We start from the raw sequence: 24,017 nt of genomic DNA, 5'->3' as shown, positions 1-24,017 counted from the left end.
TTACAAAACGTGGACGCTCTACGATCTCTTGCGCTGGTCTCACCGGGTGCCGGCATCGCCATCGCAGCCATCGTGATCGCGACGACGCTCTTTGCGGTGGTGCCGTTCAACCGGTGCACCCGCGTTGCGGGGCTTGTCACCCTTGGATTGCTCGCCGTCGCGGTATTCGGCTTCGAAGTGTGGCCCAAACCCTTCCCGGATTCCGTACCGTGGGTGATTTATGCGGCGGGGGCCTCGGCTGCGTTTGTGGTGTGCGTCGCAGTGGTGCAGAAGGGCCGGCGCTTCGTGATGTCTTTGGTGGCGGTCGTCGCGCTCGCCAACACCTACCTGGTGTCCAACCTCGTGTACCAGGAGTACCCGACGGTCGGGTCGTTCTACCCCGTCCCCGTGGCGGCGAGCGTGGATGCGCACCAGTTTAAATCCATGAAATCTCCGCCGAAGGACCATGACCGCGAGGTGGGCGCCCTGGTGACGTTGTCTGCGGCGCCGATGCGCGACGCGGTGGCGTACGTTCCGCCCGCCTACTGGAGAAACCACGACCTGCCCGTGCTCGTCATCATGGCGGGCAGCCCGGGCAGCCCGATGGACTGGTTTACCAAGGGCGATGCCGCCCAGTCGCTGGATGATTTCCAATCCCGGCACAACGGGGAGGCCCCCGTGGTGGTCAGCGTCGATGCCACGGGGTCGGAAACGGGCAACCCCGCGTGCTCTGACGGCCCGGAGCACAAGGTGCTCACCTACATCTCCACACGGGTTCCGGAGATGATCAAGGCGAACTTCGACGTCAACGACGACCAGTCCAGGTGGACTGTCGGGGGGGTTGAGCTACGGCGGGACCTGCGCGATGCAGGTGATCACCAATCACCCCGAGGCGTACGGCTCGGTTCTAGACTTCTCCGGCGAGGCTGAGCCGAATGTGGGCAGCCACGTAAAGACGGTGCAACAGATCTTCGGCGGCAGCGAGGAAGCGTTTCAGAGGGTCAACGCGGCCACGCTGTTGGACAAGGCACGCGGCACGTCTTACTACCATGGGATCGCGGGACGCTTCGTCGCCGGCGAGGATGACGAGATGTCGACCGCCGCTTTGTCGCACCTCAACGAACTTGCCCGCGCCGCGGGCATGGACACTACCTACGACACGGTGCCGGGCTCACACAGCTACCAGGTGTGGCGCGTGGCGTTTCGTGACAACCTCGACTTCGTCGCCGAAAGGGGTGGGCTGAAATGAAAAGGGTAAGAACCCTCGCGGCCAGGGTCCCGGCGAGCCTGTCCATGCTCGTTGTCATGTGGACCCTGTTCGCCGTGTTCGGTTCCCGCGGACGTGACGTCCTCGTCTACGGGTTGGCGGGGGAGGAGCACATCGCCTCCCTGCTCACCGCGGGCCTGACCAGCTCACACGTCGCCGGGATGGTGTACTCGTCTCTCGCGCTGCTGGTCTTCGCGGTACCCGCCGAGGTCCTGCTGACCACGCGGCGCTTCGCCGTGGCGGCGATTGCGTCGCACGCGGTGGCGGTGCCGACGGGCGCGGTCGCGGCCATCATCGTCGAGCGGGCGGGTTTTAACCAGTGGGGTGGCGACTTGGTCAACGAAACGTACCTCTCGCCCGCTGCGTGGATCTTCGGCTCGCTCGCGTTCACCACCTCGTCGATGGGGGTGATGTGGCGCCGGCGCGTGCGCCTGGTGCTCATCGCGCTGACAGCCACGCTCGTGCTTTACGACGGCTCCCTCAACGCAGTAGTCGCCTTCAGCGCGGTCCTGATCGGCTGCGCGGCGGGGCACCTGGTTGTCGGCGCCGAGATCGCCCGCCGGGGTGCCTCGGTTCGCGAATCACGCGTTCTCGTCGCCGTGCTTTTTGCGGCGGTGTCGCTGGGGCCGGTGCTCGTCGCTTTCAACCCCGCGGCCCACGGGCCGTTCGCGGACGTCAGCCAACTGATGTGGGAACCCGCCGTGGCCGCCAACGAGGTCCTCCTGCGCTGCGTCGACGCGGACTCAGCGACGTGCCAGGAAGCGCTGCAGATCAACCAGCAAAGCGGCCTCGGGCCGCTCCTGCTCAACATCGCCCCGCTGGTCGCCTCGCTCGTGGTCGCGCTCGGGCTTCGCCGTGGCCGCCGCCTCGCCTGGATCTTCGCCGTGGTCAGCACCCTTATCAGCCTCGCGGTGATTTTCGTGCAGCTCGTCGGGTGGGTCGACTCCTTCCTCCTGGCGTTTAACGTCGCCCTCGTGGTCCTGCCGTGGCTCGTCGTGCTCGCGGTGTTGATCGCGACGCGGTCGCGCTTCTGCGTGCGCTCGCAGTGGCGCCCTGCGCTGGTTGGAACCTTGGCGGCGCTTGCGGTGTGCGCGTCGATCTGGGTTGTGGGCGCGATAGCCAATCCCGGGTTCGTGGAGCGGGCGTCGTTAAGCGATGTGCTCCTGGAAACACCGCTGCGCTTCATGCCGCCGGTCATCGCGCTGTTCTGGCCACCCTACGTGATCCCGCAGAGCTCGTTGTCGTGGTTGCTCTACGAGTGGGTCGGAATCGCCTTTTGGGCCGCGGCGATCTACTTTTTGCACCGCGCGCTGACATCGGCGCCGTCGGGGGCGCTAGAGAGCGAACGCGGCCGCGCCAAGGAGATCCTGATGCGCGGCACCGGCGACCACCTCGCGTGGATGGGGCTGTGGGACGGCAACAGGTACTTCTTTACCGGAGGCGGCACCGGGTACGTGGCCTACCGCATCTCCAACAACGTCGCCGTCACCCTCGGCGAGCCCGTCTTTGGCGCAGGCACGACACGCGACGAGGTCGCCGACGCGTTCGAGACCCACGCCGCGGAACAGGGGTGGCGCGTGGCCTGGTACTCGGTGTCGGAGGATTTTGCGCGCGCCGGGTACCGCACGGTTCACGTCGCGGAAGAGTCGCTGCTCCACGCAGACAACCTGGAATTCAAGGGCAAGAAGTTTACAAAGTATCCGCACCGCCCGCAACCGTGCCGGCAAGGAAGGGGTTACGGCGCAGTGGACGAGCTGGGCGGAGCTGGATGTCGAGACCCGCGAGAAAATCTTTGCCTTGTCCGAGCAGTGGATGTCGGACAAGGCGCTGCCGGAGATGGGATTTACCCTCGGCAGCGTCGACGAGCTCTCGGTCGAAGGCACGAAGCTTTGACTCGCGATCGGCGACGACGGACGCCTCCACGGAGTGACAAGCTGGCTGCCCGTGTACGAGGGCGGAGAGCAGGTCGGCTACACCCTCGATTTCATGCGCCGCGACCCGGACGGGTTCCGTCCCACCATCGAGTTCCTCTTGGCGGAGGCGGCCCAGATCGCCAGCGACGAGGGGGTGAAGTGGGTGTCGCTCTCCGGCGCTCCGTTGGCGCGAACCGGCGAGCCGGAGTCTGTTCTCGAGGTCATCCTCGACAAGGCGGGGGCGAGCATCGAGCCGCTCTACGGCTTTCGCTCCCTGGCGGCGTCGAAGTACAAGTTCCACCCGACGCATTCCGGTTGGTACCTCGCCTACGACGACGAACTCGCACTGGGTTCCATCGCGCTGGCCGTGGTCAATTGCTACCTTCCCACGATGCGCGCCAGCGACTACGCCGGGGTGGTCAGGGAGTTCCTCGCCCGGCAGGATCGCGCCGCGGGGAAGTCGCCAGCGCCCGCGCCCACGCCTCACCCTTGAAGTGCGCCGGCACCGCGCCCTTGAGCAGCTCGCGCGTGAGCTGCGGCGTCGCCTCAAGCTCAGTGTTGGAGCCGATGAGCACGATGTTGCCGTAGCGGCGGCCCTTGAGCATCGGGGGATCGGCGATCGCCGCGATGTGCGGCCACACCTCGGCCATGCCCGCCAGCTCCTCTTTCGCCTCCGTTAAGTCGGCGTGCGAGCCGCAGTTGGCAACGTAGACGCCGCTCTCGCTTAACGACGCCTGCGCCGCCGCAAAGAACTCCACCGTGGTCAGGTTGTGCGGCGTGGTGGCGCCGGCGAACACGTCGCGGATGATCACGTCGCGCGTGGCCGGTTTGAACCCGTCCGTTTCCTCCCGCGCGTCGCCGACGCGGATCTTGACGGCCGGGGCGCGGGGGACGTCGAAAAGCTCGCGGGCTAAAACGGCCAACTCGCTGTCGATCTCGACGACGGTGTTGCGGCTGCCGGGCCAGGCGTGCGCGAAGTAGCGGGGCAGGGAGCAGCCCGCCCCGCCGAGGTGGGTCAGCCTCGCCTTGTCCCAGCGCTTGACCGAATTCAGAAAGTCCGCGATCCAACGCATGTACTCGAAATCGAGCCGGTCGGGCTCACCCGGCACAATCGAGGAGCTGGGCACGCCGCCGACCAGCAGGGTCAGCGAGCCGTCGTGCTCATAGATCACCTCGGCGACGCCGCTGTCGATCTCGTAGAACTGGCTTTTTGGTGGCACGCCTCGCGAGAGTACACTGCCGCACATGCGGGTCTTGGCAGCGATGAGTGGCGGCGTCGATAGTTCGGTGGCGGCCGCCCGGCTTGTCGACGCCGGACACGACGTCGTCGGTGTCCACCTCGCGCTCTCGCGCGACCCCCAGGCCACCCGCGAGTCCGCGCGCGGCTGCTGCTCGCTGGAGGACTCCGCCGACGCGCGCCGGGTCTGCGACAAGCTGGGCATCCCGTTTTACGTGTGGGACTTCTCCGACCGCTTCAAGGCCGAGGTGATCGACAACTTCATCTGGTCCTACGACAACGGCGAGACCCCAAACCCCTGCCTGCGCTGCAACGAAAAGATCAAGTTCGCCGCCCTGCTCGATAGGGCTCTCGCCCTGGGCTTCGACGCGGTGGCCACCGGCCACTACGCGATTGTCGATGACGAGGGCAATTTGCGCCGCAGCGCCGATCCACTCAAGGACCAGTCCTACGTCCTCGGCGTGCTCACCCGCGCCGAGCTCGACCGCTGCATCTTCCCCGTGGGCGACACCGAGAAGCCCCAGATCCGCGAGGAGGCCAAGCGCCACGGTTTCTCCACCGCAACCAAGCCGGATTCCTACGACCTCTGCTTCATCCCGGACGGCAACACCCAGGCGTTTCTGGGCCGCTCCATCGGAATGCGCCCGGGGATGATCGTCGACGCCGACGGCACCGAGTTGAAGGAACACGACGGGGCCTTCCAGTACACCATCGGCCAGCGCCGCGGGCTTGACCTGCGCGTTCCCGCCGCCGACGGGCAACCCCGCTACGTCACCGACATCGACGCCGCCACCGGGGTGGTCACCGTCGGGCCGCGTCAGGCACTTGAGGTGCGCGAGATCCGTGCTGACAGGCTCAAGGTCCTGCACCCGGCGATGAACGGGACGTTTACGGCGAACGTGCAGATCCGCGCCCACGGCGGGGTCGTCGGGTGCGACGCGCGTGTCGAGGGCGACGAAATGGTGCTGGCCCTGCACTCGCCGCTTGAGGGCGTGGCCCGCGGCCAGGCCGCGGTGCTCTACCTGCCTGACCCGGATGCATTAGGTGACGTGGTGCTCGGCTCCGGGACCATCTGCCACACCGCCTGAGCGCTCCTCGCCTTAAACCCGGACGGGTAAAAGTGGGGGTCTTCCGCCTAAACCCGGGGCAAGTTCGGGGTGTCCGAGTTTAGGGGGAAGCAGCCGGCCGCCCGCGGCAACCAATGGTGCTACCGTGGCCCGCATGAGGATTCCCGAGACACCCGCCAAAGTCATCGCGACGCTGCTCATCGTGTTGATGTTCGTCGCGTCCGTGCAAGGCTGGCCGTGGTGGGTGAGATTGGTCGCCGCGGCGCTGGCGCTGACGGTGATCTTCCTGCCTAAGGAACCGAACAAGTGACCGCGTTCGGCCTCGGCGAACTGCCAGGCACCGATCTGGCAAAGGCCGCCGAGATCGTGGTGGGGGAGAGCCCCACGCCGCACATCCCGCAGCTGCCGGACCGCGGACTAGGCTCCGACCTCGTCGGGCGCACCGCCGCGCTGCTCGACATCCCCATCGACCGCGGCCCGCGCACCTGGCGCGTGGCCACGCAGCACCGCGCCGCGAAGGACCAGATGGCCCGCGACCTCGACGTTCTCGAAGAAATCTGGGCGGGTCAGGTCGAGGAGATTAAGGTGCAGCTCGTCGGGCCGTGGACGTTGGCCGCTCGCATTGAGATGGCCAACGGGCACCGGATGATCACGGACCCGGGGGCGCTGCGCGATGTGACGGACGCGCTGTCAGAGGCGATCGTGGCGCATCGGGCGGACGTCGAGAAGCGTCTTGGCGCGACCTCAATCCTGCAGCTCGACGAGCCCGCGCTGCCCGACATCATGCGCGGCCGGCTCAAGGGCGCGACCGACTTCGAGACGATCCGCGCGGTGCCTGAGCCGCAGGAACGCCTCTCGCTTTTCGACGCCCACCTCCTGCACACCACCGCGCTCGTCGACGCCGACTGGCTCACCGTGGACGTAGCCACGCTCGACGCGGCGGGAAAAGACCGCGTGGCGGCCCTGATTGAAAACGGCACACGCCTGGCGATCGCGCCCGCCGAACCTAAAACCGTGTGGCGCTTCCTCGACGAGCTGCGGATCGACCCGGCGGCGGTGGGCCTCGACGTGTGGGCGCGCCCGGCGGCGACACTCACAGAGGCCGCGGTGAACTACCGTCAGGCGCGCGAGATGTCGGAGGGGCTGCGCTGAATACTTCGCAGCGCGCCGCCAAAAAAGGGGTGCTGTTGGCGTTGTGCATCCGGGGTTTTGCGTGTGCGTGGTTTGTACCGCGCGATGTGGGGCGTCGGAAAGGAAAAACCCCAGGTCGTGACATGGCATTCCGCGCATATCGCGCACTCCACAACAAGCTGTTGCCCCCGGCTGCGCGTGCATAAGGAGGGCCCGGCCTAACCCTCCATCGGCCAACTCAGCGTCACCCCGGACGCATCGCGCCCGCGCGACTCGAAGTAGGTCTTCAGCTCGGACTGGCAGGTGTAGTACTGCACCGCCTGGTACTCCATGAGCTCGCCGAAGGACATCGTCGCAAGCTCCGGCCACATGCGAACCTGCTTCCAGGCGATGCGGGCGGCGGCGGTGGCGTCCGAGGTGGCCTCGTGGGCGTTGTCGAGCCGCACCCCGTAGATCTCGCTAAGCGCCCCGAGGTTGCGCTTGCCCTTGCGGTAGCGGTCTTTGGCCCGGTCGATCACCAGTGGGTCGAACACGGGCCCATCCACCGTGAACGTGCCGGTGAGATGGCGCAGCACCGTAAGGTCGTAGGGGGCGTTGAACACCACCAGCGTCAGCCCGTCCTCCCAGCACTTGCGAATCTCGGCGACCGTTTCGGCGAGGACCTCGTCGTGCGGGCGGCCCTCGGCGCGTGCCTTTTCGGTGGTGATGCCGTGGACGGCCGCCGCTTCCTCCGGGATCTCCACCCCCGGGTCGGCGAGTTCTTCCGTGGACGTGACGGAGGAGCCGTCGATACGCACGAGCGCTGAGGTGACGATGCGTGCCTCGCCTGGGTTGGCCGAGGTTGTCTCCAGGTCAAAGGAGAGCATGCGGGATGCGTCGAACGAAGCCATGCCTCTAACTCTAGACTGGTGCACTGTGAGCGACATTTCCGCAGACCTGCACCGCCAGTGGGACGACCTTGCCAGCCAGGTGCGTCACCACCGCGACCTGTACTACAACGGCCAGCCGGTGATTTCCGACGCTGAATTCGACAAGCTGTTCAACAATCTCGTCGCCTTCGAGGAGGCCCACCCGGAGTTGGCCGTGCCGGAGTCGCCGACGAAGGAGGTCGGCGCTCCCGTCTCCAGCGCGTTCGACGACGTCGAGCACCTCGAGCGGATGATGAGCCTGGATAACGTGTTCTCCGCCGAAGAACTCGCCGACTGGCTGGCCAAGACGCCGGGGCCGTATCTCACGGAGCTGAAGATCGACGGGTTGTCGATCGACTTGATTTACGAAAACGGCGAGCTGGTTCGCGCCGCCACGCGTGGCGACGGCCGCGTCGGCGAGGACATCACCGCCAACGCGAAAGTCATCCCCGATATCCCGCACACCCTCACTGGAGACTTCCCCGAACTGCTAGAAGTCCGCGGCGAGGTGTTCATCCGCCCCGAGGACTTCCCCGAGCTCAACGAGCAGCGCATCAAAGAGGGCGGAAAGCCTTTCGCCAACCCGCGCAACACCGCCGCCGGGGGCCTGCGCCAGAAGAACCCGGAGGATGTGAAGAAGCGCAAGCTGCGCATGATCTGCCACGGCATCGGCGCGCGCGAGGGGTTTTCGCCCGCGTCCCAGTTCGAGGCCTACGAAAAGCTCGCGGAGTGGGGACTTCCCGTTTCCGAGTACACCCGCCGCGCCGAGACGGCCGCGCACGTCCAAGAGTCCGTTGACTATTGGGCCGAGCACCGCCACGATGCGCTCCACGAGATGGACGGGGTCGTGATCAAGGTGGACTCCGTCGCCACGCAGCGTTCCCTGGGTGCGACGTCGCGCGCGCCGCGCTGGGCGATCGCGTACAAGTACCCGCCGGAGGAGGTGACCACGAAACTGCTCGACATCGAGGTCTCCGTCGGGCGCACCGGCCGCGCCACCCCGTTCGCGGTGCTGGAGCCGGTGTTCGTCTCCGGCTCAACGGTGTCGCTGGCGACCCTGCACAACCAGCACGAAGTCAAGCGCAAGGGCGTGCTCATCGGGGATACGGTGGTGATCCGCAAGGCCGGCGAGATCATCCCCGAGGTGCTGGGCCCCGTCGCGGATCTGCGCGACGGCAGCGAGCGCGAGTTCATCTACCCGAAGGACTGCCCGGCGTGCGGCACGGAGCTTGCGCCGGCCAAGGAGGGCGACGCGGACTGGCGCTGCCCGAACACGCGCTCGTGCCCGGCGCAACTGTCGCAGCGCTTGAAGTACCTGGCGTCGCGCGGCGCGTTCGACATCGAGGCGCTCGGGGAGAAGGGTGCGATTGACCTCATCGACTCGGGCGTGCTCGTCGACGAGGGTGACCTGTTCGACCTCACCGAGGAAGACCTCAAAAAGTCCAGCGCCTACACCACCAAGGCGGGCAACGTCAACGCCGCGGGCAAGAAGCTGCTGGCCAACCTGGACACCGCGCGCGAGCGCGAACTGTGGCGAGTGCTGGTTGCGCTCTCGATCCGCCACGTCGGGCCCACCGCCGCCCGCGCGCTCGCAGCGCGCTACGCCTCAATGCAGGCGCTTATCGACGCCCCCGTAGCCGACCTCGCCGACACCGACGGCGTGGGGTTGGTCATCGCGCAATCCTTCAAGGACTGGTTTACGGTGGACTGGCACCGCGACATCGTGGACAAGTGGGCTAAGGCCGGGGTGCGCATGGTCGACGACACCACCGATGCCGCCCCGCAGACCCTCGAGGGACTTACCGTCGTGGTGACGGGAACCCTGGAGAACTTCTCCCGCGACGAGGCGAAGGAGGCGATCCTGTCACGCGGCGGGAAGGCGGCCGGCTCGGTGTCGAAGAAGACCAGTTACGTCGTGGTGGGAGAAAACGCAGGATCGAAGGAGGACAAGGCGCGCGAGCTTGGCGTTCCCATCCTCAACGAGGAGCAGTTTGAGCAGCTGCTTCAGACCGGGTCGGCGCAGTAGCGGCGTATTTGTACACCGCTAACCCGACGGTTGCGGCGGCGAGGAACGCGAGCGCCGGCCACACCCAAAACGGTACAGCCTCGTACCACACGATAGCGCGCGACAGCAGCAGGACGACGGCCACGGTAACAACCGGGCTGACCATGTGGCTCAGCGACCACGTTGGCCGGCGCCACGCCCGGAAGGATTCGTAGGCCAACGCACCTACGCACGTGGCGACAAGAATGTAGCTGATCATCACTTATCTGTCCCTTCGAGTTCTTCGAGCAGGTCCACGGCGAGCCCGTCGACCCACATGCTGCTGGAGTTAGCGACGAACACGGCATCCTCGCCGTCCGGGGACCACAGGAGCATGGTCCGGAAACCTCCGGTCCCGCCGTTGTGGAAGGTGTATTCGGTCCCACCTATCTCCCGGTGGCTCCACCCGTACTCGGGGCGGCCGTGGTCGGCGACCCATTGGGCGTATTTCGCCATGTCCGCCGGGGTGGAGCGGATGGCGCCCGCCGGGGCCCAGCCGTCCATGTTCCAGGGCTCAACGGTGCGACCCTGCAAGCCGAGTCCTCGGGAGCTGTACTCTCCGGAGCCGGACGTCGCGAGGTACGTCTCATCCATGCCCGCGGGCTCGAGGATTGAGGTGCGCAGCAATTCCTCGTAACTGACGTTCGCGTTGCGGGCCAGAAGCTGCCCGAGAAGGGCGTGGCCGTAGTTGGAGTAGTTGCGCTGGCCGCGATCTTTCAGCTTTGCGTCGCCCGCGTGGGAGATAATCTCATCGGCTGTCGCCTCGCGGTAGGGGTTGCCGTCGAATAAAACCACAGGTAGGCGGCTGCTTGAAAGTTCGGCGGGCACAGAGCTCAACCCGGCGGTGTGGTTGGCGAGCTCTTCCATGGTGACGTCGGCGATCGGGGCGCCGGGGACGTCGATAAGCTCGCCGACTGTTGTTGCAAGCGTGATGTCGCCGCTTGCAATCTGCTGGCGTAGTAGCTCGGCGTTGAAGGTTTTGGTGATGGAGCCGATTTCGAATTCGGTGTGTTCGTCGGCGTCGAGGCCGCCAAAGCGGACGTCGCCGTTGTCGAGGAAGAAGGCGGCGAGGTCGTTGTGCCCGGGTTCGGCGTTGTTGCGAAGCGCGCTGGAGACGGACGCATCTCCCGTGGCGTGCGTGCCCACCGTGATCGGGCGGGGCCCGAGAAGCAGCATCACGGTCAGTGTGGCGATTACGGCGAGGCCGCTGGCGGCCAGAGCAGTCGGTTTCATCAGTGGGCCTCGCACGCTGTGATGATCACCATCAGTGGAATGACGCGGGCGGGGGGAATGGCGTACCCGCCGTCGCGCTTGGTCACCCAACCCGCGGCGTGTAGCGCGCCCAGGTGGTGGTAGGCCGTACCCGTGGAGGAGACGATGCCTTCCGACACGAGCTCGGCAACAGTGGCGGGAGCTCCCAAAAGGCGGCGCAGGATCTCTCCGCGCTGCGGGTGGGCGAGTGCGGACAGGCGCGAGATCTCGTCCTCCCAGGGGCTGTCCGTAACCCAGTGGGTGGGACGGGACCACTCGTATTCGTAGTGGCCGATGCCGGTGTCGACGGCCCCGCCGAACGTGACGGCGCCGTCGATGAGGTCGTCGTTGTCTTTGATCGCCTCGATGAGGGCGAAGGCGGGGGGCTGTTGTTGTGAGGGCGTGAAATGGTCTTCGAGCTGCGCGACGCGCCGCTCGAGGGCGGCGACGCGGTCAATGTCTATGTTCATGATTCTAGAATAACAGAAATATAGAAGCGAAGGCTCCCAACGAACTCTGCGGCCCGATAGCGCATTGAGGTCTTCGCGGTTCGTCCCCAATACACGCGGTACGATCAGCCCATGGTTGGTGGAACGGGAAAGCGGGGTCCGAGGGGCGATATCTCCGCCGAGAAGATCCTTCTGGCCGCAGAGGAACTTCTCGCCAGCCACGGGCCCGGAGCGCTGACGCAGCGCCGCATCGCGAAACAGGCCGGGGTCAGTCCCACAGCCCTCTACACCTATGCCGCCGACCTGGAGGAGATTCGGATTGTGCTAGGCGACAGGTTCCTCGGAGCAATCGATACAGGGCTGTTGCTTATCGACGATCCCGAAACCGCGCTTGCGACCTTCCTCCAGCACGTGCAGAAGCTCTTCACCGATAACCCCGGTCACGCCCAGCTTCTCGCGCAACAGCGCATCGCGGGACCCAACGCCCTGAAACTCAACGAAACACTGCTGACGTTTTTCCAGGTTGCGGTGGGGCACAGCGCCGAGGCCGCGGCCGGCATCACCGGTGTGCTCACCGAGTGGGTCTACGGGCATGCCCTCATTGCCGCCGGCAACGGTGTCACCCCCGGTTTCGCCCGCGCCCTCGGACGGCAGGAGATGTCGCGATACCCCCTGACGGCAGCGATGATCGGTCAGGCTGGCCCCGGCCTTGATTTCCGGGCCGGAGATGAGACTGCCCGCGCCCTCATGGCGCGGGCGTTGACGTCCCCACCGACCGGCGGCCGGGGGTGAGCGCAGCAGCCGCCAGCACGAGAGCTGTGAAGGTGATGCCCGCGACTACCCAATGGTCGGCGGCGCTGGGGCCGGCGGGCAGGTTGATCAGATTCAAAGTGGACAGGGGCAGAGCGTGCGCGAAGGTAGCCGGCCATGGAGAATCGAAACGGTGGGCTGTCGCGCTGAGCAGCAAACCGAGCGCGAAGAGCGTAAGCGTCGAGGTCAGCGCAGCATCCAGCGGCAGGACGCCTTGGTAGACCATGGTCCCGTGGAGCGGGAGATGGAAAATCACCCACAGTCCCGAGATTACGGCCGAGGAGCGCCTAACACCGGTATCGCCCAGGCATGTGTGAAGGAACCCGCGCCATGCCACCTCCTCGCCGAGAGTGCTCAGTGAGAACAGCAGTGTCGCCGGGGCAATGAATGCCAGCGCCCGCAGATAGAAGCTGGCCGAATGGGGCTCGCCAACTCCAGCAGCAAGCGCGATGGCTGACGCGATGGCGTAGGTGCCCAGCAGCACACCCACGGCGACCAGGCTGCCGATGACGGCTCTGCGCCAGGGGGTGCAAAGCCGAAACCAGCCCAGCACGTCGCGCTGGCGATACGCCACGATCACTGTTGCAGCCACAATGGCGGGAATCCACCTGGCGACGATGACGAACCAATTTGGGATAACGACGTCGAGCATGAGGAAAGCCCCGCACACTGCCGTGATGGCCAGCACGACGGCAACGGAAAACGTCAGTGCCATCGACCGGCGGAGTTTATTTGAGCGCTGCACAAATTGGAGCATACACGGCCGGAGGTCGAGTGGCAGTGGAATACTTAGCGCAGCATCGCGCCGATGATGTGTCCCAGGTCCCTGATTTGCGTGACCTCGGAGGCGAGGAAGTCGGGGCCACCAACGCGTCCGACGACGAGCACCAGGTCCGTGCCGGCCAGGGGCGTGATCGCCAGTGTGGTGTCCAGTAGCCACCACGCCTCAGGTACCCAGGTGTCGGAGTCGCGCTGCAAGATCCGCGCCGTGGTGACGTCGACGAGCGTGGGCTTGGAACCGTCGTCACCCGGCGCCGCCTGGGAGGCCGCGACGCGCTCCAACCCCTCGGACGTGTCGCGCAGCACCACCGCCCACGACGACGTCATGGCCTGCGGCATCACGCTGACGAGCTCCTGCGCCGCGGCGGTGACGTCGCCCGTGGTGTCGGCGATGCGGGCGAGCATCTGGATCTGACCGCGGCGATCCACCGTGCCCGTGAACGGGCGAATCGAGTCGACCTCCGCGCCCTCGATGGAGCTGGCTGCGGTGATGAGGGCGTCGACAAGCGTGCCCGTAGGCAGCTCGACGACGATGTCATCGGTGACTACCCCCGCGCGATCCATCTGAACGATGTCCACGGAGCGAATGTCGGCATCGATCATGCCGAAAGCCTCGGCGAGCTCGCCGAGGCTTCCCGGGACGTCCGGCAGGTGGACGCGGATGAGGTAAGACATAACACAAGTTATATCACCGCGCCCAAACACCGCCCCCAACCGGAGTGTCTGGGCCGTGACGTAAGATGAGGTCGTTTTCATCTCCAAGGTTAGGAAAGACATTGTCCGAAATTTCCAGAGACGAGGTCTCGCGCATCGCGCGTCTCGCCCGCATCGCGCTCAGCGATGAGGAGCTCGACCAGATCGCGCCGCAGCTCGACCACATCGTCGACGCAGTGTCCAAGGTGCGCCAAGTCGATACCGAAGGTGTGACGCCGATGAGCCACCCGCACTCCATCGACGCCGGGATGCGAAAGGACGTGGAAAAGCGGACCCTGACCCAAAAGCAGGCGCTTGACCAGGCCCCCGCTGTGGAGGAAGAGCGCTTCGTGGTGCCGCAGATTCTGGGAGAAGGGGACTAGACATGACTAACTACGTAATTCCCTCCGAGGGGCTCATCGCCCTGCCCGCGCACGAGCTCGCCGCCAAGATCCAGTCCGGTGAGGTGACCTCGCGCGAAGTCACGCAGGCGTTCTTGGACCGCATCGCCGAGACCGACGCCGAGCTGGGCGCGTTCCTCCACGTCAGCGCAGACGCCGCGCTCGCCGTCGCCGATGCCGTCGACGCGCAGGTCGCGGCCGGTCAGGCCCCGGCCTCCGCGCTCGCCGGTGTGCCGTTGGCGCTGAAAGACCTGCTGGTGACCACCGATGCGCCGACCACCGCGGCGTCGAAGCTGCTGGAAGGCTACATCAGCCCCTACGACGCGACCGTGGTGACCAAGCTGCGCGACGCCGGCATCCCGATTATCGGCAAGACCAACCTGGACGAGTTTGCGATGGGCTCCTCCGGCGAGAACTCCGCGTACTACCCGACGAAGAACCCGCACGACATCACCCGCGTGCCCGGCGGCTCCGGCTCCGGCACGGCGGCCGCGCTCGCGGCCGGGCAGGCGCCACTCGGCATTGGCACCGACACCGGCGGGTCGATCCGCCAGCCCGCGTCCCTGACCGGCACCGTCGGCGCGAAGCCGACCTACGGCGGGGTGTCGCGCTACGGCGTGATCGCCAACGCCTCCTCGCTCGACCAGGTCGGCCCCTGCGCGAACAACGTGCTTGACACGGCTCTGCTCCACGAGATCATCGCCGGCCACGACGAGTTCGACGCCACCTCCGTCGACAGCGCCGTCCCGCCCGTGGTCGCCGCGGCGCGCGAGGGAGCTTCCGGCGATCTGCGCGGGGTCAGAATCGGCCGCGTCAAGCAGTTCGCCCGCCCCGGCACCCAGGACGGCGTCAACGAGGTCATCGACGCCGCGTTCGCCCAGCTTGAAAACCAGGGTGCCGAGATCGTCGAGGTCGACTGCCCGAACTTCGACAACGTCATGGGCGCCTACTACCTCATCCAGACCTCAGAGGTGTCGTCGAACCTCGCGCGCTTCGACGGCATGCGCTACGGCCAGCGCCGCGGTGACGACGGCTCTCGCTCGGCCGAGGAGGTCATGGCGCTGACCCGCGGCGAGGGCTTCGGCGGCGAGGTCAAGCGCCGCATCATCCTGGGCACCTACGCTTTGTCCGTTGGCTACTACGACGCCTACTACCTGCAGGCGCAGCGCGTGCGCACCCTCATCGCGCGCGACTTCACCCGCGCCTTCGAAAGCGTCGATGTCATCGCCGGTCCTTCCGTGCCCACCACGGCGTTCAAGCTCGGTGACAAGGTTGACGACCCGCTCGCGATGTACAACTTCGACCTGTTCACGCTGCCGCTCAACCTCGCCGGCCTGCCCGGCATGTCCGTGCCCGCGGGCACCGCCGCGGATACGAACCTGCCCGTCGGCCTGCAGATCATCGCCCCGGCCTTCGAGGACGACAAGATGTATCGCGTCGGTGCAGCCTTTGAAGCCGGACGCCGCTAGCGCACCGGTCTCAGCGCTCGCGGCGCTTGCCACGGGCTACTTCCTGATCATGGTCGATCAGGGGATCATGCCCGTACTCACACCGCACCTGCCCTTCGGCGTCGGCGCGGCGGTGTGGCTGACCAGCGTCTACCTCATCTGCACCGTGGTGCCCATGCCGGTTGCGGGCCGCCTCGGCGACCGCTTCGGTCAACGCCGCATCTTCATCGCCGGCATCGCGCTCTACCTCGGCGCGCTGTTGCTCGCCGCCGCGTCGTGGTCCCTGGCCTCGCTCGTCGCGGCCCGCGCGCTCCAAGGCCTCGGCTGCGCGGCATTTTTGCCCCAAGCCTTCGGCATGATTAACCGGTTCGTGCCTAACGACCGGCGCGGCAGAGTCTTCGCGGTGTGGGGCGTCGTCGGCTCCGTCGGCTCACTGCTCGGACCCATCCTCGGTGGCATCCTCGTCGGCGCCGGCTGGCGCACAGCCTTCGCCGCCCAGGCCGCAATCGCGCTGGTCGGCCTCGTCTTGGCGCTTAAGTTTCTGCCCCAGCTGCCGGTCTCGCCCGCGCGTATCGACGCCCTGTCCACCGCCCTCTCCCTCGCCGGACTCGGCGCACTGGTCTACGGCATCCAGTTCCTGGCCTGGGCCCCGGCGTTCATTGGCGCGGCCCTGCTCGCAGTGTTCTTAGCTATCCAGGCGCGCGGGGGAGACGACGCGCTGGTGCCGGTGCGACTGTTTTCGGACGGCAACTTCGCGGCGGGCACGTTCGGCATTGCCACGATGGGTTTCGCCGTGGCTTCGATGTTCATCCCTGTGATGTATTGGCTGCAGGGCGTGGCCGGGGTGGCGTCGACAAGCGCTGGCCTGCTCACGGCGCCGATGTCGCTGCTCGCGATGGCGCTGACGCCGTATGCCGGCGAGCTCAGTGATCGGGTGAGCCCGCGCGTGCTGTCGGCGGTGGGGTTCGGGTTTATGGCCGCGGGTTTGGGGCTCGCGTGGTGGGTGATGCACACGGGCGCGCCTGCGCTGCTCTTCGCCGCGGTGACGTCGCTGCTCGGCGTGGGCAGCGCGTTTGTGTGGGCGCCGAACGCGACAACCACCATGCGGTTCGTGCCCGATCAGGCGGCAGGTGCCGCATCGGGGCTGTACAACACTGTGCGCCAGGTCGGGTCCGTGCTGGGCGTGGCGCTGGTGGGGGCAGTGCTCGCCGGCGGCGATGTTTCCTCTACCGCGGCCCCCGCGATCGCGCTGCCGCTGACGGCTATGCTGTTGGGGCTTGTCAGCACGGCATTCCTGCGCAGGGACGTGACCGCCAAAACCCGCTAGGGTATACACCATGCGACTTGCCACACTCACATCAGGTGGAGACTGCCCGGGGCTCAACGCGGTGATCCGCGGAATTGTCCGTACCGCCAGCTCTCAGTACGGCTCCACCGTGGTCGGGTACCTAGATGGTTGGGTCGGCCTCATCGAGGACCGCCGGATCGACCTTTACGACGACGCGTTCATCGACTCGATCCTGCTGCGTGGCGGTACGATCCTGGGCACTGGCCGCCTCCACCCGGACAAGTTCAAGGCGGGACTGGACACGATCAAGCGCAATCTTGACGACGCCGGCGTCGACGCCCTGATCGCCATCGGCGGGGAGGGCACCCTCAAGGGCGCGAAGTGGCTATCCGACAACGGCATCCCGGTCGTCGGCGTGCCCAAGACCATTGACAATGACGTCGCGGCGACCGACTACACCTTTGGCTTCGATACCGCAGTCAGCGTGGCCACTGACGCCATAGACCGCCTGCACACCACCGCGGAGTCGCACAACCGCATTCTCATCGTCGAGGTTATGGGCCGCCACGTCGGGTGGATCGCGCTGCACGCAGGCATGGCCGGCGGGGCGCACTACACCGTGATCCCGGAGCAGCCCTTCGACATCGCGGAGATTTGCAAGGCGATGGAGCGGCGATTCCAGATGGGGGAGAAGTACGGCATCATCGTCGTCGCCGAGGGCGCGGTGCCCAAGGAGGGCACGATGGACGCGGGCCTGGGCGAGGAGGACGAGTTCGGCCACAAAACGTTCAACGGCATGGGCCAGATCATTGCCGACGAGATCAAATCGCGCTTGGGCTACGACGTTCGCACCACCGTCCTTGGGCACATCCAGCGCGGCGGCACGCCAACCGCCTACGACCGCGTGCTGGCCACACGTTACGGCGTCAACGCCGCGCGCGCTGTTCACGAGGGCAAATTTGACACCTGCGTCGCGCTGCACGGCGAGAACATTGAGCTGGTGCCGCTCGAAAGCGCGGTGGCGCACCTGAAGCAGGTGCCGGAGGGCCGCTACCGTACGGCCCAGACCATGTTTGGGTAGTTCCAGCTGTTGGGACTAGCATCCCATGTCATGGACAGCTCACAGGATCTCCGCGCCGATCGCTCCGTCTACATCGCTGCGCTCGGCTTCCCGCTGCTCGTCATCGCGGGCGGCGCGCTCGGCTACTTCGCCCCGACGGTGATCGAGCCGATCTCTGGGTGGACAACCTGGCTGCTCGGCATCGTCATGTTCGGCATGGGCCTGACCCTGCGCCCGGTTGACTTCACCCTCGTCGCGCGCCGCCCCTTGCCCGTGCTGATCGGCGTAATCGCGCAGTTCGTCATCATGCCCGCGCTCGCGGTGGCTGTGACCTTCCTGCTCGGCCTGCCGAAGGAGATCGCGGCGGGCGTGATTCTGGTCGGCTGTGCGCCCGGCGGCACCTCATCGAACGTCGTTAGCTATCTTGCGCGTGGCGACGTCGCCCTGTCCGTTACCATGACCTCGGTGTCGACGCTGCTGGCCCCGCTGATCACCCCCGTGCTGACCCTGTGGCTGGCCGGGCAGTACATGCCGGTCAGCGCCTCATCGATGGCGCTGTCCATTCTGAAGATGGTGTTCGTGCCCGTCGTTCTGGGCTTGGTGCTGCGGACCGTGGCTCCGAAGGTGGTGGAGGCGATCCTGCCGGTGCTGCCGTGGATCTCCGTCGTTGCAATTTCGACGATTGTGGCGATCGTGGTCTTCGGCTCCCGCGACAAGATCGTCGAGGCGGGCCTGATCGTGCTCGCGGCCGTGGTGATTCACAATATGGCCGGGCTGGTGCTGGGCTACCTTACCGGCAAGCTCACCCGCCAACCCGAACCCGTCAGCCGCACCATGGCCATCGAGGTGGGGATGCAGAACTCCGGTCTCGCCGCCACCTTGGCCGCGACTTACCTCAGCCCGCTCGCGGCGCTGCCCGGGGCGGTGTTCTCGGTGTGGCACAACCTTTCCGGCGCCATCGCCGTGCTCATCGCACGCCGCGCGGACGAGCGCGCCGCACGTAAACTTTAAAAGCATGACCTCGACACCGAACCCGCGCGAGGCGGTGACCATGCACAACCGCTTCATCAGCTTGGAAGCGCTCTCTGCCGCCCACGCCGCAGACCTGCGCGCCGCCGTGGGGGACTTGGGCACAACCTGGTACGTCGATCACGTCCCTGCGCCCGACGGGGTGGATGCGCAGATCGAGTTCCTTACCGGCAGCGACAACTACGTGCCGTGGGCAGTGCTTCGCGACGGCCACGCCATCGGCGTGACCTGCTTCTACAACATCGACCAGCGCAACCGGCACTGCGAGCTCGGCTACACCTGGATCTCCCGGGACGCGCAGGGCGGCTTGGTCAACCCCGCGCTCAAGCTGCTGGTTCTCACCCGCGTCTTTGAAGAGCTCGGTTTCATGCGCGCGGAGTTTCGCTGCCACTCGATGAACATCCAGTCGCGGCGCTCGCTGGAAAAGCTCGGAGCCAAGCACGAGGGCACTTTGCGACGCCACCGAGTAATGAACAACGGCACCGTGCGCGACTCGTGCATCTACTCCATCCTCGACTACGAGTGGCCAGCGGTGAAGTGCGGGCTGGAGGCGCGGCTGTCGCGGGGGTGACGCCCGTGTGTCCTTTTCGGGTCAGCATTGCGGACTTAGGTTAACGTGCGGTGAACTGGGTTTGGGGTCGTGGTCTGCCCGGGGGACGTGTCTCGGTATGTCCCTTTCGAGTCCGCATTGCGGACTCTGGTTAACGTGCGATGAACGCCAGTGCCCAGCCCCGATCCATGTCCACACTGCGAAGCAGCCGGTTTCTCCCCTTCGAGTCTGCACTGCGGACTCTGGTTAACACGCGGTGAACGTCGCTCGGATCGGGGCTCACCCCGCGAAGTCGTCCGCCTCTCCCTCCCGAGTCCGCACTGCGGACTTTGGTAAACGTGCGGTGAACGGCGCTCGAGGCCCTTGTCCGCCTTGCGGAGTAGCCTCACCCACCGGTCAGCCTCTCCCTTTCGACTCCACATTGCGGACTCCGGTTAACGAGCGATTAACGTGTCCACCGCCGCCATGGAAACCAACCCGCGGCTGCAAAGACTAAAACCCCCGACCATCAAAGACGCCGCGCCACCGCACCCCACCTACGCCCTCCATTGCCGTCGCGCTGAGCGCGGCGAACTAGACTGTCACCCATGACTGCCTACGACCTGATGGATTTTGACGACGTCCTGGAGAAGTACGACCCCGTGATGGGTTTGGAGGTGCACGTCGAGCTGGCGACGGAGACGAAAATGTTCTCCACCTCGTCCGCGCATTTCGGGGCGGCGCCGAATAGCAATATCGACCCGGTCTCGCTCGGCCTGCCGGGTGCGCTGCCCGTCGTCAACGCCAAGGGCGTGGAGTGGGCCATCAAGATCGGCCTGGCGCTGAACTGCACGATCGCCGAGAGTTCGCGGTTCGCGCGAAAGAACTACTTCTACCCGGATCAGCCGAAGAACTACCAGATCTCGCAGTATGACGAGCCCATCGCCTACGACGGCTACCTCGATGTGCTGCTTGACGACGGCACCGAGTGGCGCGTCGAGATCGAGCGCGCGCATATGGAGGAAGACACCGGCAAGCTCACCCACCTCGGGTCGGCTTCCGGCCGCATCACGGGTGCCACCGCCTCGCTGGTCGACTGCAACCGCGCGGGAATCCCGCTGATCGAGATCGTGACCAAGCCGATCATCGGCGCCAGCGAGCGCGCCCCCGAGGTAGCCAAGGCCTACGTAAGCGCACTGCGCGAGTTGGTCAAGGCCCTCGGCGTGTCCGACGCGCGCATGGATCAGGGCTCCATGCGTTGCGACGCCAACGTGTCGCTGCGGCCCATCGGCCAGGAGAAGTTCGGCACCCGCACCGAGACGAAGAACATCAACTCCCTGAAGTCGGTTGAGCAGGCAGTGCGCTTTGAGATGCAGCGCCAGGCCCACGTGCTCGACAGCGGTGGGGAGATTGTCCAGGAAACGCGCCACTACCAGGAGAAGGACGGCTCCACCTCCAAGGGCCGCCCCAAGGAAGAGGCCTCCGACTACCGCTACTTCAATGATCCCGACCTGCCCCCGGTGATCGCCAAGCCGGAGTGGGTCGACGAGATCCGCGCGACTCTGCCGGAGCTGCCGTGGGTGCGACGCGCTCGCATCCAGGAGGAGTGGCAGCTGCCGGAGAAGGAGTTCCGCGACCTCGTCAACGCCGGCGCGCTGGACCTGGTCGTCGATACCGTCGAGGCGGGAACCACCCCCGACGAAGCGCGCGCGTGGTGGGTGTCCTACATCATGGCCAAGGCCAACGAGCAGGGTAAAGACCTTGACACGATTGGCGTGAGCCCGGCCGACGTTGCCCGCGTCGTTGCGCTGGTGAAGGAAGGCAAGCTGACCACGAAGCTTGCGCGCCAGGCCATCGACGGCGTGATTGCGGGCGAGGGCAGCGTTGATGAGGTCGTCGAGAAGCGAGGGCTAGAAGTTGTTCGCGACGATTCCGCGATCGAGAAGGCCGTCGACGAGGCGCTGGCGGCCAACCCCGACATCGTGGAAAAGTACCGCGCCGGCAACAAGAAGGTTACCGGCGCGATCGTGGGTGCCGTGATGAAGGCGACCCAGGGCAAGGCGGATCCGGGCCAGGTTAACCGGCTGATCGCCCAGAAGCTGGGCTAGTCGCCCTGCCCGGCCTTATCGGCCGGGCGCACGGCGGGGAAGCTGCCGGTCTTGTACACCTCGTCGTAGGCCCTCCAATCGATGGGGGCGTCGGTGGTCGGCTCGGGCGCGCCTTCGTATTCCTTGGACTCAGGGTCAAGGGTGGGGGTCTCCTCCAGCGAGAACTCACTCGCAGGATCGGCATCCAGAGTTGCCGCGACCTCTTCCTGCACCGACTGCCACAGCGTGTTCTCCTCAACGTGCGACTGAGCGGCGAGCTCTTCCACCTCCGCGCGCTGGTTGTCAGTGAGGTCGCGCTCGGTCGGGTCCAGCGCCTTCTCTGTTAGGGCGGCGAGGCGCTCGCGGCGCTGCGTTTCGTTCTTGATTAGCGTGCGGTCCCTGAACCACACGAAGACCATCACCGCGATAAGCACCATGCCGAGGTAGCCCAAGATGGGGTAGACCCAGCCGAGCAGGTCCGCGAAGCCGATGAAGGACAGGGCGAAGCCGATCAGCACCACGGCGAAGTAGATCGGGCGGAAGCGGCTGTGGTTCGTGGCGGACATCCGTCGCGCCATGGCGTAGAACATGCCGACGGCGGTGTTGTAAATCATCAGGTAGATCACCAGCGCGACCACCACGCCGACGGCCGGGTGCATGTTGTCAAACACCATCAGCAGTGGCAGGTCTGCACCGAAGACGTCCTCAATGTTGGCGAAGATGATAAACGCCAAGATCACCTGCAGCGTGGAAAAAATGATGCCACCAATCAGTCCGCCGATGCCCGCCTCGCGCGGGTTGAGCTGCGAGCCCGCAATGACCAGGATCATGGAGACCGCGACGATGGTGCACATGGCGGCGTAGTTCAGAGCGGACAGCAGCCAGTTGTTGCCCACACCCGAGGCGGGTGCGTTCTGCATCGCGAGCTCGTTGATCGCGGAGAAGTTATCGGGCATGTTGAGGATGGTCACAACCAGCGCGCCGAGAACGGCGAGGATGAGAAACGGCGTGATCGACGAGATCACGTTGGTCAACCGGTCGATGTCGAGGAACCCGGAGGCGAGGAGCGCAACGGTCATGATTGCCGCGCCGGCCCACGTCGGAAAGCCAAACTGCTGCTCCAGGTTGGAGCCCGCGCCCGCGACCATGACGAAGCCGATGGCGAACAGGGTGATCATCGTGGAGACATCCATGAACCGCGCGACCACGGGGTGGGAGACCGACTTGAACACGGCGCTGTGGTCGTCGGCCAGGAAGTAAGAGCCGAGCTGGAAGAGTGTCGTACCCACAAGCACGATGACCAAGCCGGCCACGATCGTGCCGACGATTCCCCAGTAGCCGAACGCGAGGAAATACTGGATTGTTTCCTGTCCGGACGCAAATCCCGCGCCAACGAGGAGGCCGACGAACGCGAGCGCGACCTTGACTGCTCTTCTCATGAAGTTTCAAAACCTGCTTTATGAATTAAAAGGGGCACATTACAACCCGTATATGCTAGCCAAGGCCCCGGACAGCTGCTCGCGAAGCGCTAGAGCTGGAAGGGCTCCGGGTTTTTGACTTCCTCGCCCTCGCGCACCGGGCGGGGCGCGGTAACCCCCTCGGCGTAGGGGGAGCCGCCAAAGCGGTTGCGGTCGTGCTGCTCCACCAGCCAGCCGAGCTCGGGGCCGAGCGGGACCACGCCGGTGGGGTTCACCTCGGCGTGCGTGATGTAGTAATGCTGCTTGATCTCGGTGAAGTCGGTGGTGTCTCCGAACCCGGGAAGCTGGAACAACTCCTGGAGGTAGCCGCGCAGGTTGGGCATCTCCGCGATCTTGGTGCGCGACGCCTTGAAGTGGCCGTAGTAGACGGGGTCGAAGCGCACGAGGGTGGGGTAGAGGTAGATGTCAGCCAGCGTGATCTGGTTGCCCACGAGGTAGCGCTGCTGGCCTAAGCGTTCTTCCAGCCAGTCCATGTTCTCCCACAGCTCGTAGTAGGCCTCCTCGTAGGCGTCTTGCGAGGCCGCGAACCCGCAGCGGTAGACGTCGTTGTTGACGTACTTATATACCCGGTTGGACACCTGGTCGGTCTCCTCGCGCAGCGCTTCCGGGTAGAGGTCGGGCGTGCCCTCGCGGTGGAACTCTGTCCACTCGTTGTTGAAGTCGACGGGGATCTGCTTAAACCAGTTGGTAACCACCTTGTTCGTGCCAACCTCCACGATGGCGGGCACGGTGATGCCCTTGGGGTAGTCGGGAAAGCGGTTCTCGTAGGCCTCCTTGAGCTTGTGCAGGCCCGTGACCGGGTCCTTCTCGCCCGGGTCGACATCGAAAACCCACGAGTCCGCGTCGTGGGTCGGCCCGGCCAGCCCGAGCGAGATGGCGTCTTCAAGCCCGAGCAGGCGGCGCGCGATGATCGTGCGGTGGGCCCAGGGGCAGGCTCGCGCGGCCATGAGGCGGTAGCGGCCGGATTCGACGGGCCAGAGCTCGCCCTTTCCGGTATGCTGCTTATCGACGTCCGCGACAATGCGGTCCTCGATATAGGTCGTGTCGCGCTCGAAGGCGCCGTCGGTCGAGGCGTTCTGGGGTGCGTTTTTCCACTGTGACTTATCCATAAACCCAGTCTCCCCGAAATAAAGTGATTGATCAACAAAACTTGACGGGGGCGCGCCGA

Annotated in this window: 23 protein-coding genes and 2 pseudogenes; 16 read left to right on the top strand and 9 right to left on the bottom strand. The window is 65.9% G+C overall.

Annotation, left to right across the window (positions count from 1 at the left end):
- Positions 1–9 precede the first annotated feature (9 nt).
- From E3227_RS10350 to E3227_RS11960, 4 genes and pseudogenes are all read left to right on the top strand, one after another.
- A complete protein-coding gene (locus tag E3227_RS10350) occupies positions 10–909 on the top strand; it encodes an alpha/beta hydrolase (RefSeq protein ID WP_246062683.1) in 900 nt (299 codons plus the stop codon).
- The gene (locus E3227_RS11765) at positions 845–1,228 is read left to right on the top strand and encodes an alpha/beta hydrolase (protein ID WP_246062682.1); all 384 of its coding nucleotides are present in this window, start codon (positions 845–847) and stop codon (positions 1,226–1,228) included. Before E3227_RS10350 ends, E3227_RS11765 begins: the two co-directional genes overlap by 65 nt.
- Positions 1,225–2,883, top strand: a pseudogene (locus E3227_RS11870) (phosphatidylglycerol lysyltransferase domain-containing protein); the annotation flags it as partial. The gene E3227_RS11765 and the pseudogene E3227_RS11870, both read left to right, overlap by 4 nt.
- Positions 2,852–3,652, top strand: a pseudogene (locus tag E3227_RS11960) (phosphatidylglycerol lysyltransferase domain-containing protein). The pseudogenes E3227_RS11870 and E3227_RS11960, both read left to right, overlap by 32 nt.
- On the opposite strand, the gene E3227_RS10330 reads toward E3227_RS11960, so the two are convergent.
- Complete coding sequence (locus E3227_RS10330; protein ID WP_144318398.1) at positions 3,579–4,406, bottom strand: spermidine synthase; 828 nt, start codon at positions 4,404–4,406, stop codon at positions 3,579–3,581. The pseudogene E3227_RS11960 and the gene E3227_RS10330 sit on opposite strands and share 74 nt — an antisense overlap.
- On the opposite strand from E3227_RS10330, the gene mnmA reads away from it, so the two are divergent.
- From mnmA to E3227_RS10320, 3 genes are all read left to right on the top strand, one after another.
- Positions 4,405–5,484, top strand: coding sequence for a tRNA 2-thiouridine(34) synthase MnmA (gene mnmA / locus E3227_RS10325; protein WP_144318397.1), 1,080 nt, complete (start codon positions 4,405–4,407; stop codon positions 5,482–5,484). The two genes, E3227_RS10330 and mnmA, sit on opposite strands and share 2 nt — an antisense overlap.
- A gap of 133 nt (positions 5,485–5,617) precedes the next feature.
- Entirely contained in the window at positions 5,618–5,773 is a 156-nt protein-coding gene (locus tag E3227_RS11485) for a hypothetical protein (protein ID WP_006840829.1), read from the top strand.
- The gene (locus tag E3227_RS10320) at positions 5,770–6,615 is read left to right on the top strand and encodes a uroporphyrinogen decarboxylase/cobalamine-independent methonine synthase family protein (protein WP_144318396.1); all 846 of its coding nucleotides are present in this window, start codon (positions 5,770–5,772) and stop codon (positions 6,613–6,615) included. Before E3227_RS11485 ends, E3227_RS10320 begins: the two co-directional genes overlap by 4 nt.
- A 197-nt stretch (positions 6,616–6,812) precedes the next feature.
- Here E3227_RS10320 and E3227_RS10315 read toward each other — a convergent pair whose 3' ends face one another.
- A complete protein-coding gene (locus E3227_RS10315) occupies positions 6,813–7,484 on the bottom strand; it encodes a 3'-5' exonuclease (RefSeq protein ID WP_144318395.1) in 672 nt (223 codons plus the stop codon).
- A 25-nt stretch (positions 7,485–7,509) separates the two neighbouring features.
- On the opposite strand from E3227_RS10315, the gene ligA reads away from it, so the two are divergent.
- Positions 7,510–9,528, top strand: a complete 2,019-nt coding sequence (ligA, locus tag E3227_RS10310; protein WP_144318394.1) for an NAD-dependent DNA ligase LigA — start codon at positions 7,510–7,512, stop codon at positions 9,526–9,528.
- Here ligA and E3227_RS10305 read toward each other — a convergent pair.
- From E3227_RS10305 to E3227_RS10295, 3 genes are read right to left on the bottom strand one after another with little or no spacing between them, the layout of a single operon-like run.
- The gene (locus tag E3227_RS10305; RefSeq protein WP_144318393.1) at positions 9,479–9,766 is read right to left on the bottom strand and encodes a hypothetical protein; all 288 of its coding nucleotides are present in this window, start codon (positions 9,764–9,766) and stop codon (positions 9,479–9,481) included. The genes ligA and E3227_RS10305 overlap by 50 nt on opposite strands.
- Entirely contained in the window at positions 9,766–10,779 is a 1,014-nt protein-coding gene (locus E3227_RS10300) for a serine hydrolase domain-containing protein (protein WP_144318392.1), read from the bottom strand. Before E3227_RS10300 ends, E3227_RS10305 begins: the two co-directional genes overlap by 1 nt.
- The gene (locus E3227_RS10295) at positions 10,779–11,267 is read right to left on the bottom strand and encodes an ArsR/SmtB family transcription factor (protein WP_144318391.1); all 489 of its coding nucleotides are present in this window, start codon (positions 11,265–11,267) and stop codon (positions 10,779–10,781) included. Before E3227_RS10295 ends, E3227_RS10300 begins: the two co-directional genes overlap by 1 nt.
- Before the next feature lie 111 nt (positions 11,268–11,378).
- On the opposite strand from E3227_RS10295, the gene E3227_RS10290 reads away from it, so the two are divergent.
- A complete protein-coding gene (locus E3227_RS10290) occupies positions 11,379–12,038 on the top strand; it encodes a TetR/AcrR family transcriptional regulator (RefSeq protein WP_144318390.1) in 660 nt (219 codons plus the stop codon).
- On the opposite strand, the gene E3227_RS10285 is transcribed toward E3227_RS10290, so the two are convergent.
- Positions 11,992–12,771 (bottom strand): CPBP family glutamic-type intramembrane protease, encoded by a 780-nt coding sequence (locus tag E3227_RS10285; protein WP_170228668.1) that lies wholly within the window; start codon positions 12,769–12,771, stop codon positions 11,992–11,994. The two genes, E3227_RS10290 and E3227_RS10285, sit on opposite strands and share 47 nt — an antisense overlap.
- A gap of 74 nt (positions 12,772–12,845) precedes the next feature.
- Positions 12,846–13,511, bottom strand: a complete 666-nt coding sequence (locus E3227_RS10280) for an ACT domain-containing protein (RefSeq protein WP_144318388.1) — start codon at positions 13,509–13,511, stop codon at positions 12,846–12,848.
- Between the two features lie 101 nt (positions 13,512–13,612).
- On the opposite strand from E3227_RS10280, the gene gatC reads away from it, so the two are divergent.
- The 7 genes from gatC to gatB all read left to right on the top strand — a co-directional run bounded on the left by gatC (position 13,613) and on the right by gatB (position 21,392).
- A complete protein-coding gene (gatC, locus tag E3227_RS10275; protein ID WP_006840838.1) occupies positions 13,613–13,912 on the top strand; it encodes an Asp-tRNA(Asn)/Glu-tRNA(Gln) amidotransferase subunit GatC in 300 nt (99 codons plus the stop codon).
- A 2-nt stretch (positions 13,913–13,914) separates the two neighbouring features.
- Entirely contained in the window at positions 13,915–15,399 is a 1,485-nt protein-coding gene (gene gatA, locus E3227_RS10270; protein ID WP_144318387.1) for an Asp-tRNA(Asn)/Glu-tRNA(Gln) amidotransferase subunit GatA, read from the top strand.
- Positions 15,371–16,705 (top strand): MFS transporter, encoded by a 1,335-nt coding sequence (locus E3227_RS10265; RefSeq protein WP_246062681.1) that lies wholly within the window; start codon positions 15,371–15,373, stop codon positions 16,703–16,705. The genes gatA and E3227_RS10265 overlap by 29 nt, the downstream gene beginning before the upstream one ends.
- Positions 16,706–16,715: 10 nt before the next feature.
- Positions 16,716–17,747, top strand: coding sequence for a 6-phosphofructokinase (locus E3227_RS10260; protein ID WP_136653546.1), 1,032 nt, complete (start codon positions 16,716–16,718; stop codon positions 17,745–17,747).
- 30 nt (positions 17,748–17,777) lie between these two features.
- Complete coding sequence (locus tag E3227_RS10255) at positions 17,778–18,737, top strand: bile acid:sodium symporter family protein (protein WP_144318386.1); 960 nt, start codon at positions 17,778–17,780, stop codon at positions 18,735–18,737.
- A gap of 4 nt (positions 18,738–18,741) precedes the next feature.
- Positions 18,742–19,326 (top strand): GNAT family N-acetyltransferase, encoded by a 585-nt coding sequence (locus E3227_RS10250; protein WP_136653542.1) that lies wholly within the window; start codon positions 18,742–18,744, stop codon positions 19,324–19,326.
- A gap of 566 nt (positions 19,327–19,892) precedes the next feature.
- Positions 19,893–21,392, top strand: coding sequence for an Asp-tRNA(Asn)/Glu-tRNA(Gln) amidotransferase subunit GatB (gene gatB / locus E3227_RS10245; RefSeq protein ID WP_144318385.1), 1,500 nt, complete (start codon positions 19,893–19,895; stop codon positions 21,390–21,392).
- On the opposite strand, the gene E3227_RS10240 is transcribed toward gatB, so the two are convergent.
- Both E3227_RS10240 and E3227_RS10235 read right to left on the bottom strand, forming a co-directional pair.
- A complete protein-coding gene (locus E3227_RS10240) occupies positions 21,389–22,810 on the bottom strand; it encodes a YkvI family membrane protein (RefSeq protein ID WP_144318384.1) in 1,422 nt (473 codons plus the stop codon). The genes gatB and E3227_RS10240 overlap by 4 nt on opposite strands.
- An 89-nt stretch (positions 22,811–22,899) precedes the next feature.
- Positions 22,900–23,958 (bottom strand): glutathione S-transferase family protein, encoded by a 1,059-nt coding sequence (locus tag E3227_RS10235; protein WP_144318383.1) that lies wholly within the window; start codon positions 23,956–23,958, stop codon positions 22,900–22,902.
- Between the last annotated feature and the right edge of the window lie 59 nt (positions 23,959–24,017).

It is taken from the genome of Corynebacterium sanguinis, from assembly GCF_007641235.1.
In the GTDB taxonomy this organism is placed as follows: domain Bacteria; phylum Actinomycetota; class Actinomycetes; order Mycobacteriales; family Mycobacteriaceae; genus Corynebacterium; species Corynebacterium sanguinis.
The sequence above is the reverse complement of the archived record's forward strand: the minus strand, read 5'-3'. Positions and strand labels throughout refer to the sequence as shown.

Coding starts and splice junctions, on each gene's coding strand:
- E3227_RS10285 (WP_170228668.1), bottom strand. CDS start 12,771: ATGGCACTGACGTTTTCCGTTGCCGTCGTGCTGGCCATCACGGCAGTG.
- E3227_RS10240 (WP_144318384.1), bottom strand. CDS start 22,810: ATGAGAAGAGCAGTCAAGGTCGCGCTCGCGTTCGTCGGCCTCCTCGTT.
- gatB (WP_144318385.1), top strand. CDS start 19,893: ATGACTGCCTACGACCTGATGGATTTTGACGACGTCCTGGAGAAGTAC.
- E3227_RS11765 (WP_246062682.1), top strand. CDS start 845: ATGCAGGTGATCACCAATCACCCCGAGGCGTACGGCTCGGTTCTAGAC.
- E3227_RS10290 (WP_144318390.1), top strand. CDS start 11,379: ATGGTTGGTGGAACGGGAAAGCGGGGTCCGAGGGGCGATATCTCCGCC.
- E3227_RS10235 (WP_144318383.1), bottom strand. CDS start 23,958: ATGGATAAGTCACAGTGGAAAAACGCACCCCAGAACGCCTCGACCGAC.
- E3227_RS10300 (WP_144318392.1), bottom strand. CDS start 10,779: ATGAAACCGACTGCTCTGGCCGCCAGCGGCCTCGCCGTAATCGCCACA.
- E3227_RS11485 (WP_006840829.1), top strand. CDS start 5,618: ATGAGGATTCCCGAGACACCCGCCAAAGTCATCGCGACGCTGCTCATC.
- E3227_RS10330 (WP_144318398.1), bottom strand. CDS start 4,406: ATGTGCGGCAGTGTACTCTCGCGAGGCGTGCCACCAAAAAGCCAGTTC.
- E3227_RS10280 (WP_144318388.1), bottom strand. CDS start 13,511: ATGTCTTACCTCATCCGCGTCCACCTGCCGGACGTCCCGGGAAGCCTC.
- gatA (WP_144318387.1), top strand. CDS start 13,915: ATGACTAACTACGTAATTCCCTCCGAGGGGCTCATCGCCCTGCCCGCG.
- E3227_RS10255 (WP_144318386.1), top strand. CDS start 17,778: ATGGACAGCTCACAGGATCTCCGCGCCGATCGCTCCGTCTACATCGCT.
- E3227_RS10250 (WP_136653542.1), top strand. CDS start 18,742: ATGACCTCGACACCGAACCCGCGCGAGGCGGTGACCATGCACAACCGC.
- E3227_RS10305 (WP_144318393.1), bottom strand. CDS start 9,766: ATGATCAGCTACATTCTTGTCGCCACGTGCGTAGGTGCGTTGGCCTAC.
- E3227_RS10315 (WP_144318395.1), bottom strand. CDS start 7,484: ATGGCTTCGTTCGACGCATCCCGCATGCTCTCCTTTGACCTGGAGACA.
- mnmA (WP_144318397.1), top strand. CDS start 4,405: ATGCGGGTCTTGGCAGCGATGAGTGGCGGCGTCGATAGTTCGGTGGCG.
- E3227_RS10260 (WP_136653546.1), top strand. CDS start 16,716: ATGCGACTTGCCACACTCACATCAGGTGGAGACTGCCCGGGGCTCAAC.
- E3227_RS10295 (WP_144318391.1), bottom strand. CDS start 11,267: ATGAACATAGACATTGACCGCGTCGCCGCCCTCGAGCGGCGCGTCGCG.